General features: G+C 64.7%; 9 protein-coding genes. 7 read left to right on the top strand and 2 right to left on the bottom strand.

What is annotated here, in order from left to right; genetic code table 11:
* Positions 1-246 precede the first annotated feature (246 nt).
* From FDY95_RS12630 to FDY95_RS12600, 7 genes are all read left to right on the top strand, one after another.
* A complete protein-coding gene (locus FDY95_RS12630) occupies positions 247-3,060 on the top strand; it encodes a substrate-binding domain-containing protein (protein WP_171025664.1) in 2,814 nt (937 codons plus the stop codon).
* 726 nt (positions 3,061-3,786) lie between these two features.
* Positions 3,787-6,957, top strand: coding sequence for a SusC/RagA family TonB-linked outer membrane protein (locus FDY95_RS12625; RefSeq protein WP_138078132.1), 3,171 nt, complete (start codon positions 3,787-3,789; stop codon positions 6,955-6,957).
* Positions 6,958-7,213: 256 nt separating this feature from the next.
* Positions 7,214-8,941: a RagB/SusD family nutrient uptake outer membrane protein gene (locus FDY95_RS12620; RefSeq protein ID WP_138078131.1), complete on the top strand. Its 1,728-nt coding sequence runs from the start codon at positions 7,214-7,216 to the stop codon at positions 8,939-8,941.
* Between the two features lie 356 nt (positions 8,942-9,297).
* Entirely contained in the window at positions 9,298-10,632 is a 1,335-nt protein-coding gene (locus FDY95_RS12615; protein ID WP_138078130.1) for a sugar porter family MFS transporter, read from the top strand.
* A 147-nt stretch (positions 10,633-10,779) separates the two neighbouring features.
* Positions 10,780-11,691 (top strand): carbohydrate kinase family protein, encoded by a 912-nt coding sequence (locus FDY95_RS12610; protein ID WP_171025663.1) that lies wholly within the window; start codon positions 10,780-10,782, stop codon positions 11,689-11,691.
* A 163-nt stretch (positions 11,692-11,854) separates the two neighbouring features.
* Entirely contained in the window at positions 11,855-13,387 is a 1,533-nt protein-coding gene (locus FDY95_RS12605) for a glycoside hydrolase family 32 protein (protein ID WP_138078129.1), read from the top strand.
* Positions 13,388-13,609: 222 nt separating this feature from the next.
* A complete protein-coding gene (locus FDY95_RS12600) occupies positions 13,610-15,250 on the top strand; it encodes a glycoside hydrolase family 32 protein (RefSeq protein WP_138078128.1) in 1,641 nt (546 codons plus the stop codon).
* Positions 15,251-15,483: 233 nt separating this feature from the next.
* Here FDY95_RS12600 and FDY95_RS12595 read toward each other — a convergent pair whose 3' ends face one another.
* Together FDY95_RS12595 and FDY95_RS12590 are read right to left on the bottom strand one after the other, a co-directional pair.
* Entirely contained in the window at positions 15,484-16,194 is a 711-nt protein-coding gene (locus FDY95_RS12595) for an HAD family hydrolase (RefSeq protein ID WP_138078127.1), read from the bottom strand.
* A gap of 55 nt (positions 16,195-16,249) precedes the next feature.
* The gene (locus tag FDY95_RS12590; protein WP_138078126.1) at positions 16,250-16,624 is read right to left on the bottom strand and encodes a SemiSWEET family sugar transporter; all 375 of its coding nucleotides are present in this window, start codon (positions 16,622-16,624) and stop codon (positions 16,250-16,252) included.
* Positions 16,625-16,679 lie beyond the last annotated feature (55 nt).

The raw sequence follows: 16,679 nt of genomic DNA, 5'->3' as shown, positions 1-16,679 counted from the left end.
CCGCAAAGGCTGCACGGCTGGCCCAGTGGCGGAGGGTCTTACGTAGACAAGGGCCTCAGGGCTGCGTCTTTATTCTGAAACGCGGCAAAAACCGATGCGGCCCCGAGCCCCTTTATCGTCTGCTCCGGCGGCAAGAGGATGGCCGCGAGCAGGCAGAGCAACAAAATCAGAGAGGCGGGGCACCGCGCAGGCAACAAAGCTGGCCGGGCTTTTTTAGCTTTGGAGAATTCCCCCTGCCGCCCGTTCATGTCAGCCCCGTTTTTTGCCCGATTTTATCCGTCGCGGCGGCTCTTGCTAGGCCGTTGGCTGGCCGTGTCATGGGTACTGACGCTGCTGGCCGGGCTGGCGGGCTGCACCCCCTCGGCCCCGCCGCCGCGCTACCGCATCGGGTTTTCGCAGTGCACCAACGGCGACGCCTGGCGGCAGGCCATGCTGGCGGGCATGAACAAGGAGCTGAGCTTCTACCCCGAGGTCAGCTTCCGCATCAAGGACGCGCAGTACAGCAGCGCCCGGCAGGAGCAGCAGATCAAGGAGTTTCTGCGCGAGGGCATCGACTTGCTGATTGTGTCGGCCAACGAAGCCGAACCGGTGACGCCCATCGTGGAGGAAGTCTACAACCGCGGCATTCCGGTGGTCATCCTCGACCGGCGCACCACTTCCAAGCTCTACACGGCCTACGTGGGCGGCAACAACGTGGAGGTGGGCCAGCAGGCCGGGCACTACGCCGCCGGCCTGCTGCGGCAGCGCGGGCGGGTGCTGGAAGTGCGCGGCGCCCCCGGCTCCTCCCCCGCCGTCGACCGGCACCGGGGCTTTGCCCAGGCGCTGGCGGCCTACCCGGGCCTGCGGCTGGTGGCCGAGGTCAACAGCAACTGGGAGCGGCCCTCGGTGCTGGAGCGCCTGCCGCAGGTGCTGCGCCAGCACCCCGACGTCGACCTGATTTTCGCCCACAACGACCGGCTGGCCCTCGGCGCTTATCAGGTGTGCAAACAGCTGGGCCGGGAGCGGCGCGTCAAGATTATCGGCGTCGACGGGCTGCCGGGCGTGCGCGGGGGCATTCAGCTAGTGCAGGACGGCGTCATCACGGCTACGCTGCTCTACTCGCCGGGCGGCGAGGAGGCGGTGCGCACGGCCATGAAGATTTTGCGCCGCCAGCCCTACGCCAAGGAAAACATCCTGAGCACCATGGTCATCGACTCGACCAACGCGCTGACGATGAAGCTGCAGACCGAGCAGCTCGGCGCCCAGCAGCAGGACATTCAGCGCCAGCAGGAGCTGCTGCGGGCGCAGCGGGCCACCTTCTCCAGCCAGCAAAACGTGCTCTACGTGCTGGCCGCGGCCCTGCTTGGGGCAGCGGTGCTCGGGGCGCTGGCCTGGCGGGCGTTTCGGGTGAACCGGCGCATCAACCGGCAGCTGGAGGGGCAAAACCAGGAAATCCTGGCCCAGCGCAACCAGATTATGGACCTGGCCGAGCAGGCCCGGGTAGCCACCGAAGCCAAGCTGCGCTTCTTCACCAACTTCTCGCACGAGCTGCGCACCCCGCTCACCCTCATCCTGGGCCCGGTGGAGGAGCTGCTCACCAACGGCCAGGACCTGAGCGCGGCCCAGCGCCACGACCTGACCCTGGTGCGCCGCAACACCCACCGCCTGCTGCAGCTGGTGAATCAGCTCATGGATTTTCGCAAAATCGACGTGGGCAAGATGCCAGTGCGGGCCGCGCAGGGCAACCTGGTGGCCTTCGTGCGCGACATCATGGACGTGTTTGAGCGCCCGGCCCGGCAGCGCGGCATCTCGCTGCGCTTCTTGCCGGCCGAGCCCGTCATCAGCGTGTGGTTCGACGTGAACATCGTCGACAAGGTGTTCTTCAACCTGCTCAGCAACGCCTTCAAGTTCACGCCCGACCGCGGGCAGATTACCGTGAGCATTCAGCGCGTGCCGGCCGATAAAACCGTGCGCGTGAGCGTGGAAGATACCGGCCCGGGCATTGCCGAGCAGGACCAGGCGCACATTTTCGAGTGGTTTTACCAGGGGCACCAGTCGGCCAAGGGCTCGGGCATGGGCCTGGCGCTGGCCCAGGGCCTGACGCGCCTGCACCAGGGCCAGCTCACGTTCAGCAGTCAGCCGGGCCAGGGCAGCACCTTCGTGGTGACCTTGCCCGAAGAGCTGCCCGCCGCCCTTACCACCACCGCCCCCGCCGCCCCGACGCCCCCGGCCTTCGCGCTGGACGAGGACCTGGGCGCGCCGCGGCCGGCGCTGCTGGTGGAGGAAGCTGCGCCCGCGCCGGCCATGACCAGCAGCGAGTCGCTGGTGCTGGTGATTGAGGACAACCCGGACGTCAGCGCCTTTCTGCAGCAGAAGCTGCGGCCCCACTTCCAGGTCAGCGCCGCCCTGGACGGCGAAAACGGCCTGCGCCTGGCCGCCGAAGCCATTCCCGACCTCATCGTGTGCGACGTGATGCTGCCCGGCATCAGCGGGCTGGAGGTGGTGCGCCAGCTCAAGCAGGACTGGCGCACCTCCCACATTCCGGTGGTGATGCTCACGGCCCGCAACGCGCCCGAGCAGCAGGTGGAGGGCGTACAGCAGGGCGCCGACCTCTACCTCACCAAGCCCTTCAACCCCACCTTCCTGCTCGAAAGCCTGCGCACCCTGCTGGCCAACCGCGACCGGCAGCGCGAGCATTTCCGCCGCGAGCTGTCGGTGGACACGGCTACGGTGGCCCCGCAGCGGGTGGATCAGAAGTTTCTGGCCGACCTGACGGCCATCGTGGAGGCCAACCTGTCGCGCGCCGAGCTGTCGGTGGAGGACGTGGCGCGCAGCCTGGGCATCTCGCGGGTGCAGCTGTACCGCAAGGTGAAGGCCGTGCTCGGCACCGGCGTGACGGACTTCATCCAGGGCATCCGCCTGACCAAGGCCCGGCAGCTGCTGCTCGACGAGGAGCTGACCATTGCCGAGGTGGCCTACCAGCTGGGCTTTTCCTCGCCCTCCTACTTTTCCACCTCCTTCAAGGCCCGCTACCAGGTGTCGCCCTCGGAGTTCCGGGCCCTGCACACCACGGCGGGCTGAGGCGGCCGCTGATGCCGGAGCTGTGGCGCGTCGCACGGTTCGGGTCGTGCTTGGGGTCATGCAGCCGCAGCGCGGCGCCATGTGGATAGCAAACCACCGCCGAAGAGCACAACCGAGCTGCTGCGCAGCGGCATGGCATGGCTGACGTTCACACGCTCCATTCTATGCCGTACCGCTGCGCGGCAGCTCGGTTGTTTGCGCCCGTGAACATGGCTACCGATATGACTCCGCTCCACGGCTGCGGGGCCAGCCTTGACTCCGTTCCAACCCTGGAGTCGATGACTCTGGCTGCGCTGCCGGTCCACCGGTAAGTCAACTGAATTCCCGGTAGCTGACCCAGTCGCTTGGCATAGCCTTGCTGCAAGCAGTCCATTATCTATAAGTCGCCATTACAGCGGGTATCATTTCTAAAGACCGGGTATCAAAATCGAAAGTGCGGCTTTAAAAACAGCATTAATCATTTACACAAAATACCTGCAAATCAAATACTTAACATATTTTTCATTACTGAATCAAAACTGCAAGACTTTGAACGAATAGAGGAACAGTCCGCAAACGTTTGCAGCCCAATTTTGAATCGAAGCCCGGCGGCGAAACCCACTGTGCCGGCCGGGCCCGCCGCGCTCCGGTAAGGGCAAGGCGGGCGGGCTTCCGCCGGAGCCGGCAGCCGGTAACTGCCTTTTCGGTCGATTCAAATTCCTCTGTTCTCTCACCTCAGCCATTCCCATGAAACACACCGTACCCCACCTGCGCCGGGCCGTGGCCGCGACGCTGCTTACCGCCCTGCCGCTGGCCGCCGCGCCGGCGCTGGCGGGCACTCCTACGGCGGCTGGCCCCGCCGCCGACCTGCTGGCCGACATCACCGTGAAGGGCCGCGTGACCGACGACAAAGGCAACGGCCTGCCGGGCGTGACCGTGGTGGTGAAAGGCACCACCAACGGCACCCAGACCGACGCCGACGGCCGCTTCACGCTCACCGCCGCCGACAACGCCACGCTGCTGCTCTCCTTCGTGGGCTACGCTACGCAGGAGCTGCCGGTGAGCGGCCGCACCGAGCTGAACGTGCAGCTCGCGCCCGACACCAAGGCCCTGGACGAGGTGGTGGTGACCGGCTACCAGGTGCAGCGCAAGGCCGACCTGACGGGGGCCGTGGCCGTGGTGAAGGTGGACGAGGTGAAGGACCTGCCCTCGGGCAACGTGATGCGCAACCTGCAGGGCCGCGTGCCGGGCGTGAGCATCAACACCGACGGGGCGCCCGACGGCTCGGTGTCGGTGCGCATCCGCGGGCTGGGCACGCTGGGCAACAACGACCCGCTCTACGTCATTGACGGCATCCCCACGAAGGACGGCATCAACCAGCTCAACCAGAACGACATCGAGTCGATTCAGGTGCTCAAGGACGCTTCGGCGGCCAGCATCTACGGCTCGCGGGCCGGCAACGGGGTGATTATCATCACCACCAAAAAAGCCAAGAAGGGGTACAACCGGGTGGAGTTCAGCACCTTCGCCACGGTGCAAAAGCCGCGGCGCATCACCTCCATGCTGAACACCCAGGAGTACGGGCGGGTGTACTGGCAGGCGGCCGTCAACTCGGGCAACCTCACGCCCACCTCGCCGCTGTATACCTACCGCCAGCACACCGAAAACGGCCAGCCGGTGCTCGACGAGGTCATCGTGCCGGAGTTTATCGACGCGGACAAAACCCAGCGGGCGGCCAATACGGACTGGTTCGACGAGATTCAGCAGACCTCGCTGATTCAGAGCTACAACCTGAGTTTGGCCAACGGCGGGGAGCGGGGCAACGCGCTGTTCTCGCTGAACTACTACGACAACGACGGGGTCGTCCGGTACTCGAACTACAAGCGCATGACGGCGCGCATGAACTCGGACTACTCCTTTTTCGACGGCAAGCTGAAAATCGGGGAAAACCTGCTGCTCTCGCGCAACCGCACCCGCTTCGGCGCCGACCGCGACGCCATCAACTACGCCACGGTGCTGCCGACCATCGTGCCGGTGCACACGGTGGACGGCGTGGGCTGGGGCGGGCCGGTGAACGGCATTTCGGACCGGCAGAACCCGGTGCGCCTGCTGGAAGACAACAAGCAGAACTTCGGCGTCACCTCGCGGGCCTTCGGCAACGTGTTTGCCGATCTGGAAGTCATTAAGGGCCTGCACCTGCGCAGCTCCTTCGGCATCGACTACAGCCTGTTCGACCAGAAAAGCCTGCAGAAGAAGTACAAGTCGGGCTACCTGTCGGACAACGTGAACCGGCTGCTGGTGGTGAACCGCAACTTCGGCAACTGGGTGTGGCAGAACACCCTGAACTACCACCTCGGCGCGGGCAAAAACCAGGTGGACTTCCTGCTCGGGGCCGAGCGCATCAGCTACAACTTCAACGAGGTGACGGCCAACCGCTCGGGCTTCGCCAGCGAGGACATCAACTACGCGGTGCTCGACGCGGGCTCGGGCGCGCAGCTCAACACCGGCTTCTCGTCGGCCTACCGGCTGGCTTCGTACTTCGGGAAGGTCAACTACTCGTTCGACGAGCGGTACCTAGCCTCGGTGACGGTGCGCCGCGACGGGTCGTCGCGCTTCGGCAAGGAAAACCAGTTTGGCTGGTTCCCGGCCGCCTCGGTGGGCTGGCGCCTGAGCGAGGAAGGCTTCATCAAAAACAACGCGGCGCTGATTTCGGACCTGAAGCTGCGCGCCGGCTGGGGCCAGACCGGCAACCAGGACATTGCCAACGACGCGGCCTACTCGCTCTACCGCCCGCTCTACGGCTCCGACCCGACCTGGGACCCGGACCCGGGCACGGCCTACGACATTGCCGGCATCAAGACCGGGGCGCTGCCCTCGGGCTACCGCCGCTTTCAGCAGGGCAACGACCAGCTGAAGTGGGAAACCACCACCCAGAGCAACTTCGGCGTGGACTTCGGGCTGCTGCAAAACAAGCTGACCGGCTCGGTGGACTACTTCGTGAAGAACACCCGCGACATCCTGGTGCTGCCGCCCTACATCGCGGCGGTGGGCGAAGGCGGCTCGCGCTGGGTGAACGGCGCCTCCATCGAAAACAAGGGCTGGGAAGTGCTGCTGAGCTACCAGGACGAGCTGCCGAGCACCGGCTTTGCCTACAACGTGACGGCCAACCTGAGCCGCTACCGCAACGAGGTGACCAAGCTGCCGCGCGAGGTGATTAACGCCTACGGCGGCAACGGGCAGGACGTGACCATCATCGGGCAGGCCTTCGGCTCGCGCTACGGCTACGTGGCCGACGGGCTGTTTCAGAGCCAGAGCGAGGTGGACGCCCACGCCACGCAGGTGGGCGCCGCGCCGGGCCGCATCCGCTACCAGGACCTGAACGGGGACGGTAAAATCGACAATATCGACCAGACCTGGATTACCAACAACACGCCCGATTTCATCTACGGCCTGACCATGGGCGGCTCGTGGAAGGGGCTGGATTTGCAGCTGTTCTGGCAGGGCGTGCAGGGTCTGAAGGTGTTCAACGACACCAAGTTCCGCACCGACTTCACCTTCGCCAACCAGGAAAACTGGGGCACCCGCGTGCTCGACGCCTGGACGCCCACGAACACCGGCTCGACCATTCCGGCGGTGTCGCTTTTGAACCAGAACAACGAGTGGCGGCCCTCCACCTACTTCGTGGAAAACGGCTCCTACCTGAAGCTGCGCAACGTGCAGCTGGGCTACACCTTCCCGAAAGCCTTGACCAGCACCCTGCGCCTGCAGCAGCTGCGCCTCTACGTGCAGGGCACCAACATAGTCACCTTCAAGGACCGCAAGGGTGCCAACGCCTACACCAGCCCCGACCCGGAAGTGCAGTTGCTGGGCTTCCCCATCGCGCCGGCGTTTTCGACTGGTTTGAACGTGACGTTCTAGAACGGCAAAAAAAGAACGACCGGAAAAGGACGAACACACCAGAACGTCATTCCGAGCGAAGTCGAGGAATCTCGCGTGCTGATGGCTGATAGTAACCTCAACGAGAAAGATACTATCCAGCGAGATGTCTCGACTACGCTCGACATGACGGCCTGAACCGAGCCAACGAAGCGGTAGAGATGCTTCGACTGCGCTCAGCATGACGGCCTGACGATTGGACGCCCAACCCTCACTCTCCCCAACCCTGCTTCCCACGATGAAATCCATACACGTACTCACCTTCGCCGCGGCCCTGCTGGCTTTCGGCACCACCGGCTGCAATGACAAGGACTTTCTGGACGTGCCGCCGCGCGGCGCGCTCAGCGACGAGCAGCTGAACACCCCCGAAAACGCCGACAAGCAGGTTATTGCTGCGTACTCGGCCCTGGCCAACGACGGCTTCACCGTTCCCTACACCTCGCTGTGGCCCTACGGCAACCTGCGCTCCGGCGACGCCTACAAGGGCGGCGGCGGCATCGGCGACATCGAAGGCTTCCACTTCTACGAAACCTTCACCTACAACCGCACCGACGTGGGCAACACCGACGAGGTGTGGTTCCGCCTCTACGTGGGCATCGGCCGGGCCAACGACGCGCTGCGCCGCCTGGGGGCCGTGACCGACGCGCAGATGCCCAACCGCAACGTGCGCATTGCCGAGGCGCGCTTCCTGCGCGGGCACTTCTACTTCATCCTCAAGGAGCTGTTCGACCGCGTGCCCTACCTCGACGAGAACGTGCCGGTGGACCAGTACGACCAGGTGTCGAACGTGGCGCTGACCAGCCAGGCGCTGTGGGACAAGATTGCCGACGACTTCCAGTTCGGGGCCGCGAACCTGCCGGCGACGCAGGGCGAGGTGGGCCGGGCCAGCCAGGTGGCGGCCAAGGCCTACCTGGCCAAGGTGCGGCTGTTTCAGGCCTACGTGCAGAACGAAACCAACCACCAGGTAACCAGCGTCGACCAGGCTAAGCTGCAGGAGGTGCTGCGCCTCACCAACGAAATCATCGGCGCGGGCAAGCACTCCTTGTACACCGATTTCGGCAACAACTTCATGTCGGCCTTCGACAACGGCTCGGAGTCGGTGTTTGCCATCCAGTTCAGCAAGGACGACGGCACGCCGCGCGGGCGCATCAACCAGGGCAACAAGCTGAACTACCCGATGAACTCGGAATTCGGCTGCTGCAGCTTCCACCAGCCCAGCCAAAACCTGGTCAACGCCTTCAAGACCGACGCGCAGGGTCTGCCGCTGTTCACCACCTTCAACACCAGCAGCCTGACGGCCCCGGCCGACTTCCAGACCAACACCGTGGACCCGCGCCTCGACCACACCGTGGCCATTCCGACCCACCCCTGGAAGTACGACCCCTCGTTCGTGTTCCAACGGGCCTGGGTGCGCGTGCCCGACGTGTACGGGCAGTTTATGTCGCAGAAAGAGCTGGTGGGGCCCAACGACCCTGCCTTCCAGAAGCTGCCGCCCTTCATGAGCAGCACTAAGAACTGGGCCGTCATCCGCTACGCCGACGTGCTGCTGTGGAAGGCTGAGGCCCTCATCGAGCTGGGCCGCCCGGCCGAGGCCCTGCCCATCATCAACCAGATCCGGCAGCGGGCCCAAAGCAGCACCAGCCTGCTCAAGCAGAGCAACGGCCAGGCCACCTCGAACTACCGCATCGGCCAGTACCCGGCCGGCGTCTGGACGCAGCAGTACGCCCGCGAAGCCCTGCGCTGGGAGCGGCGCCTGGAGTTTGCCATGGAAGGCTCGCGCTTCTTCGATTTGGTGCGCTGGGGCATTGCCGCCGACTACCTGAACGAGTACTTCCGGGTGGAGAAAACCCGCCGCTCGTACCTGCAGAACGCCAATTTCACCCGCGGCCGCGACGAGTACCTGCCCATCCCGCTCAACCAAATCAACTTCAGCAAAGGCCTCTACCAGCAGAACCCGGGTTGGTAAGCGGCGAGATGGTGAAATAGTGAGATGGTGAGTTGATGTGCGTGCGGTGCGAAATGCGCAGACCTGCGCGGCTAGAACCTCAAAACTCACAATCTCACCACCTCACCATCTCACCACCTGAGAAAAAGCCGTGCCGGGGGCGCCGGGTTGTGGGAATGGCGCGAGCCAGCATCCGCCGCCGCTCCTGGGGATAGGGAGCCTGATGAGTGAACGGGCTTGACGGCGGCGGCACATGGATGCCCCGGCGCGCCTGGCACGGCCATTTTCTTTTCGATAACGCCCTCGAATACAATCCATAACCACCCATCCGGAAGCCGCTGCTTTTCCCCGCGGGCGCTTCTACAACCCTTTCCGCCGTGAACAACAGCAACGTTTTTTTCTGGTCCCTGGTCGTGGCGCTTGGGGGCTTCCTGTTCGGCTTCGATACGGCCGTCATTTCCGGGGCCGAAAAGGCCATTCAGCAGCTCTGGGGGCTTAGCTCCGTCGAGCACGGCTTCACCATTGCCGTGGCGCTGATCGGCACGGTGTTCGGGGCCATCTTCGGCGGCATCCCGTCGGACCGGCTGGGGCGGCGGCAGACGCTGGTCTGGATTGCGGTGCTCTACCTCGTGTCGGCCCTGGGCGCGGCGCTGACCTCGAACTGGTACGCTTTCATGCTGTTCCGCTTCCTGGGCGGGCTGGGCGTGGGCGCCTCGTCGGTGACGGCCCCGCTCTACATTTCGGAGGTGGCCCCGGCCGCCAAGCGCGGGCAGATGGTCGCCATGTTCCAGTTCAACATTGTGTTCGGCATCCTGGCCGCGTACCTGAGCAATTACCTACTCACCGGCCTGGGCGAAAACGACTGGCGCTGGATGCTGGGCGTGCAGGCCGCGCCGGCGCTGGCGTTTTTCCTCTTGCTGTTCCGCGTGCCCGAAAGCCCGCGCTGGCTGATCGGGCAGGGCCGGGTGGAGGAAGGCCGCGCCGTGCTACGCCGCGTGGATGCCAGCACCGCCGACCAGCTCACCACCGATATTCTGACCACCAACGCCGCGGACGCTGCGGCCGGCGGCGCCTCCTTGCTGGCCGCGCAGTACCGCACGCCGGTGATGCTGGCGGTGCTTTTCGCCCTGTTCAACCAGGTTTCGGGCATCAACGCCATCATCTACTACGCCCCGCGCATCTTCGAAATGACTGGCCTGGGCAAAAGCTCGGCCCTGCTCTCCTCGGCCGGGCTGGGGCTGGTCAACTTCGTCTTCACCCTGCTGGCCCGCCAGGTTATCGACCAGTTTGGCCGCCGCAAGCTCATGCTCATCGGCTCGTTCGGGCTGATTGCCACGCTGGCGCTGGTGGCCTGGGCGTTCTACTCAGAAAACTTCACGGCTTTCGGCGGCATGCTGGTGCCGGGGCTGTTGTTCGTCTACATTGCTTTCTTCGCCTTCTCGCAGGGCGCCGTCATCTGGGTGTTCATCTCCGAAATCTTCCCCAACGGGGTGCGCGCCAAAGGCCAGGCCCTGGGCTCGAGCACCCACTGGGTCATGGCGGCCGTCATTGCCTTTGCTTTCCCGCCCCTGGCCGAGCGGCTCGGCGGCGGTAATACCTTCGCCTTTTTCTGCGCCATGATGGTGCTGCAGCTGCTCTTCGTGTGGCGCCTGATGCCCGAAACCAAGGGCACCTCGCTGGAACAGCTGGAAAAGACGCTGGTGTTGCACTAGTCCAGAACGTAAAAAGAACGTCATGTCGAGCGAAGCCGAGACATCTCGCTCGATAGTAATTTTCTCGTTGAACGATGATGTTACTATCCGGCATCAGCACGCGAGATGTCTCGACAAGCTCGACATGACGTTCTAAATCAACATCCCATGATTAATCCCACCCAAGTTGTCTGCTTCGGCGAAATTCTCTGGGACGTGCTGCCCTCGGGCAAGCAGCCCGGCGGCGCGCCCTTCAACGTGGCCGTGCACCTGCACCAGCTCGGCGTGCCCACCCAGCTTATCAGCCGCGTCGGCGACGACGACCTGGGCACCGAGCTGCTCGATTTTGTGGCCTCGAAAGGGCTGAGCACCGATTACGTGCAGCTCGGCCGCACCCACCTCACCGGCGTGGTGAAGGCCAACGTGGACGACGCGCAGGAAGTGACCTACAAAATCGTGCAGCCGGTGGCCTGGGACTACATTCAGCACGAAGCCCGGCTCGACGCGCTGGTGGAGCAGGCCGATATGTTCGTGTTCGGCAGCCTCTCGGCCCGCAGCGCCGCCACCCGCGAAACGCTGTACCGGCTCATCGAGCACGCGCGCTTCAACGTGTTCGACGTCAATATGCGCCCGCCGCACTACACCAAGGAAGTGGTGAAGTACCTGCTGCAGAAGGCCGACCTGGTGAAGATGAACCACCACGAGCTGGCCGAAATCATGGGCTGGTTCGGGCAGGAATCCGGCGCCGCGGCCGACCGCCCCGCCGCCATGCAGTGGCTGGCCACGCGCTTCGACCTGCAGGCCGTGTGCGTCACCTGCGGCGCCGACGGGGCCCTGCTCTGGACCCGGGGCCGCCTCTACCGCGCCCCCGGCGTGCGCGTGGAGGTGAAGGACACCATCGGCAGCGGCGACTCCTTTCTGGCCGCGCTGCTGAAAGGCTGGCTGGCCGGGCAGGAGCCGGGCGAGTGTCTGCGCTTTGCCTGCGCCACCGGCGCGCTGGTGGCCACCCACTACGGCGCCACGCCGGCTTTCACGGAGGCCGAGGTGCGCGAGCTGCTGGCCGAACAGGCTATTCTTTAATCCTTCTGGTACGTCATGTCGAGCGAAGTCGAGACATCTCGCTCGTGTAGTAATTTCCTCGTTGAACAAAGGTTACTATCCGGCATCAGCACGCGAGATGTCTCGACTTCGCTCGACATGACGGCCTCTTCCGCTCCTGTTTCCTTCGATTCTTTCCCACCCCATGAAACGACTTCTGCTGGCCCTTTCCCTGCTGACGGCCGCCGCTACCAGCCAGGCCCAGACCCCGGCTGCCCCCATTCCGCCCGCCACGCCGCAGTACCGGCCGAGCTACCACTTCTCGCCGGCCAAGATGTGGATGAACGACCCCAACGGCATGGTGTACGTGAATGGCACCTACCACCTGTTTTTCCAGCACTACCCCGACGCCATGGTGTGGGGGCCGATGCACTGGGGCCACGCCACCAGCACCGACCTCGTGCATTGGCAGGATCAGCCCATTGCCCTGTATCCGGATAAGCTGGGCTGGATTTTCTCCGGCTCGGCCGTGGTGGACAAGGACAACACCGCGGGCTTCGGCAAGAATGCCCTGGTGGCCATCTTCACCCACCACAACGACCCGGAGGAAAAGAAAAAAACCAACAAGCACCAGTACCAGAGCCTGGCCTACAGCCTCGACGGCGGCCAGACCTGGACCAAGTACGCCGGCAACCCGGTGCTGCCCAACCCCGGCATTCAGGACTTCCGCGACCCGAAAGTGAGCTGGAATGCCGCGGCCAAGAAGTGGATCATGACCCTGGCCACCAAGGACCGCATCACGTTCTTTTCCTCGCCCAACCTGAAGAAGTGGACCAAGGAAAGCGAGTTCGGGGCCAAGCTGGGCGCCCACGGCGGCGTGTGGGAGTGCCCCGATTTATTTCCGCTGACCGTAGACGGCAAAACCAAGTGGGTGCTGCTGGTGAGCATCAACCCCGGCGGGCCCAACGGCGGCTCGGCTACGCAGTACTTCCTTGGGCAGTTCGACGGCAAGAAATTCACGCCCGACCAGGCCACCCCGCCCACCAAGTGGGTGGACTACGGCAAGGACAACTACGCCGGCGTGACCTGGAACAACGCCCCCAACGGCCGGCGCCTCTTCCTGGGCTGGATGAGCAACTGGCAGTACGCCAACCAGGTGCCCACCTCGCCCTGGCGCAACGCCATGACGGTGCCCCGTGAGCTGGCGCTGAAACGCGTCGGCAACGACATCTACCTCACCTCTCAGCCGGCGCTGGAAGTGGGCCAGCTGATGCAGCCCGGCGCCGTGCACCTCACCGGCCTGCCCGTCAAGACCGAGCTGGACCTGACCACGCGCCTGCCCCAGCCGCTCAGCGACAAAATGCGCCTGGAGCTGAGCACCACCCAGCTCACCGATTTCACCCTGGTGCTCGGCAACCAGCAGGGCGAAGAGCTGGTCATCGGCTACGATAAGAAAGCCAACCAGTACTTCGTGGACCGCTCGAAAGCCGGCCCCAGCGGCTTCAGCAAGGACTTCGCCGGCCGCCACCCCGCGCCGCGCCGCGCCACCGCCGCCGCTGCCGACCTCACGCTCCTGTTCGATGCTACTTCCGTGGAGCTGTTTGCCGACGGCGGCCTGACCACCATGACCGAGTTGTTCTTTCCCTCGGCGCCCTACACCACGCTCAAGCTCCGCTCCACCGCCGGCCTCGTTATCAGCGAGTTCGACTACGCCAAGCTGGCCCCCGACGCGAACTAGCTGCGGCCGACGATGTAGAGCCTCACCCTTGCGGCTTGTCGTTGAACCGTAGGTCAGCGCAGCTAACGATTGACGCCTGCACGGCGCGGATGGCAAGACGCAATTAGGCGTCTCGCCGGCTGGCCCTTCCCCTGCTTACCCCCGAAGCCCCACGGCTGCTGATTTCCGCTTCCTGAGCCGGAAGCGCGGCGGTGGGGCTTTGCCATTCCCAACCAACTCCTTATGAACCGTTTGTACTCCGCGCTGCCGCTCATCGGCAGCGTAGCGGCAGCCCTGTGCCTGGGCAGCTGCCAGAAAGAAGCCGTGCCAACCACCACGGCCCCCGGCACCACCAGCGGCAGCAACGCGCTGACCTGCACGCCCCGCCCCGAAAGCACCGACTACCGCTTCTATCCGCTCGGCAACGGCCTGGCCCCGGTAGGCGACGTGATGCCCTACTACGACGCCACGGCCACCACCGGCAAGTACAAAATCTTCTACCTCAAGGACGTGTGGAACGACGCCACCAACCAGCGCCACCCCTGGTACGGCCTGCAGACCGACGACTTCGCCACTTACACCGGCCTCTCGGGCGGGCAGATACTGGCCTGCAACACCGACGGCTGCAAGCAGGACTTCGCCCTAGGCACCGGCCACATCGTGCAGAAGGGCAGTACTTACTACGCCTTCTACACCGGCCACAACCCCAATTACCCCTCCGGCTGCGTGACGCGCAAGGAAGGCATCATGCTGGCCACGGCCTCGGGGCTGAACCAGAGCTTCACCAAGAACACCGGCTTCGCCACCATCTACGCCCCCGCCGGGCAGGGCTTCGACGACAACGACAACTTCCGCGACCCGTTCGTGTACTTCGACTCGGCCGCCAATACATACCATATGATTGTGGCGGCCCGCAAAAACGTGAGCGGCACCTGGCGCGGCGTCATTGCCCGGTATACGTCGTCGAACCTGCTGACCTGGACCTACCAGGGCGTACTCTACGACGGCGGGCCCGACAACTTTTTCATGCTCGAAACGCCGGAGCTGTTCAAGCAGGGCTCGACCTACTACCTGCTCTTCTCCGACATCAACTCCAAAAACCTCTACTACCGCAAAAGCGCCGCGTTGACCGGCCCGTGGAGCGCACCCAGCGGCGCCGCCCGCTTCGAGGGCCAGGGCATGTACGCGGCCAAAACCATCGTAGACCAGTACGGCGACCGGTACATTTTCGGCTGGACCAACCGCCTGGCCGGCAGCACCGACGCCGGCGCCTGGCAATGGGGCGGCAACCTGGTGACGCACAAGCTCTACCAGCTGCCCAACCAGGATCTGGCCGTGACCATCCCGCACACGCTCAAGGCCCAGGCCGAAACCAGCCCGGTGCCGCTGCGCAAGGACAGCCAGTGGGGCAACGTCGCCAACATCACGCCCGGCACCGAGTCGTACACCCTCAGCAGCCCGGCCGACAAGGACGTAGCCAACGTGCTCTACCAGCCTATCAGCCCCGCGCGCTACAAGCTGCACTGCACCGTGTCGTACAGCAGCGCGGCCAAGGACTTCGGCTTCCTCATCGGCGCCTGCGACGGGTACGACGACGTGTATAGCCTGCGCTTCGTGCCCGGCCAGCAGCGCTTCAGCTTCGACCGCACCCGGCGCAGCCTGCTCACCAGCACCACCGTGGCTACCAACGACGTGCCCTTCGCCCTCAGCCCCGGCGTGGAGTACGACGTGACCATCGTGTTTGAAAACTCGGTGGTCGTGGTGTACCTCAACAACGTGGCAGCCCTCACCTCGCGCATCTACCGCGCCCCCGGCACCAGCTGGGGCATCTTCGTCGACAACAGCACGGCCACGTTCAAGAATATCACCGTGACCCAGCCCTGACGCGGCCCAGCGGCTAAAGGGTAAGTAAAAAGAACGTCATGTCGAGCGCAGTCGAGACATCTCGCGTGCTGATGTCCGGGTAGTAATTCTTTATTGAGAGTTACTACCCGGACATCAGCACGCGAGATTCTTCGCGTTGCTCAGAATGACGGTCTGGGGTTATCGTTCAGGCGTCAGCACGCGAGATGTCTCGACTTCATTCGACATGACGGGCTACTTCGTGGCTTTCGTAGCTACTGCGGCTGCAGCCAGCGCAGCACCTCGGCGCGGCGTTCGGGCAGGTGCAGGTGGGTGTAGTCGGCGGCAATCTGCGCCAGGCCCAGGCCCTGCAGCTCCGCGGCCGGGTGGGTGGTGGCCAGGCCCACGGCGGCCATGCCGGCGCGCCGGGCGGCTTCGATGCCGGTCATCGAATCCTCGAACACCAGGCACTCCGCCGGGGCCACGCCCAGCGCGGCGGCGGCCAGCAGAAATACTTCCGGGTCGGGCTTGCCGCGCTGCACCTGCTCGGCCCCGATGATGGCGTCGAAGTAGGGGCGCAGCTGCAGGCCGTCGAGCACGAAATCGATGTTGGGCGCGTCGCCGGCGGTGGCCAGGGCCAGGCGCAGGCCCTGGGCGCGGGCCACCGTCAGGAACTCGCGCAGGCCGGGCAGGGCGCGCAGGTGCGGGCCGTACTGCTGGCGGTACAGCGCCTCTTTTTCCTGCACCAGGCGCTGCACGTCGGCGGCGGGCAGCTCGGCCCCGAACAGGCGTCGGATGATTTCCAGGCCCGTACCGTGGTTGTAGTGCTCAAATTCTTCCTCCGTCAGCCGGATGCCGTGCTGGCCCAGAAAGTCGACCCAGGCGCGGCGGTGGAAGTGCATGTTGTGAATCAGGGTGCCATCCATGTCGAAAATCAGCGCCTTGAGCGGCAGGTTTTCCAGCGGGTTGGGCAGGTCGTGTAGCATAGTGGTGTCAGGTTGATGTCGAATGAATAAAGAAGGACGCGAAGTGGCCGCCGGCTCAGGCTTCGTACCAGAACGGCGCCCCCAGCGGGGCCGTGCGCACGGCTACCAGCGTCCGGCGCGACATTATCCGCCCGCGGGGCGGAGCGGCCACGGGCTCAGACTTGGGCCGGGGCTCGGCAAACCGAATCTTGAAGACGACCAGCGTGAGCGTGCAGGCCAGGTTGACGGCGTTGCCGATAATAAGCGGCACGTCCTGCACGCAGGCGCCGTACACCAGCCACAGCGTGACGCAGGTGGTGGAGGTGATGAGCGTGCCCGCGGCCAGGCCGGTGGCCGAGCGGCTGCGCCAGGTTTTGAGGACTTGCGGCAGGAACATGATGGCCGACAGCGTGGCGGCCACCAGGCCCAGGGCTTCGATGGACGTAATCATGCAGTGGGGTTTCGTGAACGGATGGCCGGGCGGGCACCGAAGCCCGGGCCCGGGT

The sequence above is a fragment of the Hymenobacter jeollabukensis genome (assembly GCF_005771675.1).
In the GTDB taxonomy this organism is placed as follows: domain Bacteria; phylum Bacteroidota; class Bacteroidia; order Cytophagales; family Hymenobacteraceae; genus Solirubrum; species Solirubrum jeollabukense.
The sequence above is the reverse complement of the archived record's forward strand: the minus strand, read 5'-3'. Positions and strand labels throughout refer to the sequence as shown.

Coding starts and splice junctions, on each gene's coding strand:
- FDY95_RS12605 (WP_138078129.1), top strand. CDS start 11,855: ATGAAACGACTTCTGCTGGCCCTTTCCCTGCTGACGGCCGCCGCTACC.
- FDY95_RS12620 (WP_138078131.1), top strand. CDS start 7,214: ATGAAATCCATACACGTACTCACCTTCGCCGCGGCCCTGCTGGCTTTC.
- FDY95_RS12630 (WP_171025664.1), top strand. CDS start 247: ATGTCAGCCCCGTTTTTTGCCCGATTTTATCCGTCGCGGCGGCTCTTG.
- FDY95_RS12625 (WP_138078132.1), top strand. CDS start 3,787: ATGAAACACACCGTACCCCACCTGCGCCGGGCCGTGGCCGCGACGCTG.
- FDY95_RS12590 (WP_138078126.1), bottom strand. CDS start 16,624: ATGATTACGTCCATCGAAGCCCTGGGCCTGGTGGCCGCCACGCTGTCG.
- FDY95_RS12600 (WP_138078128.1), top strand. CDS start 13,610: ATGAACCGTTTGTACTCCGCGCTGCCGCTCATCGGCAGCGTAGCGGCA.
- FDY95_RS12610 (WP_171025663.1), top strand. CDS start 10,780: ATGATTAATCCCACCCAAGTTGTCTGCTTCGGCGAAATTCTCTGGGAC.
- FDY95_RS12595 (WP_138078127.1), bottom strand. CDS start 16,194: ATGCTACACGACCTGCCCAACCCGCTGGAAAACCTGCCGCTCAAGGCG.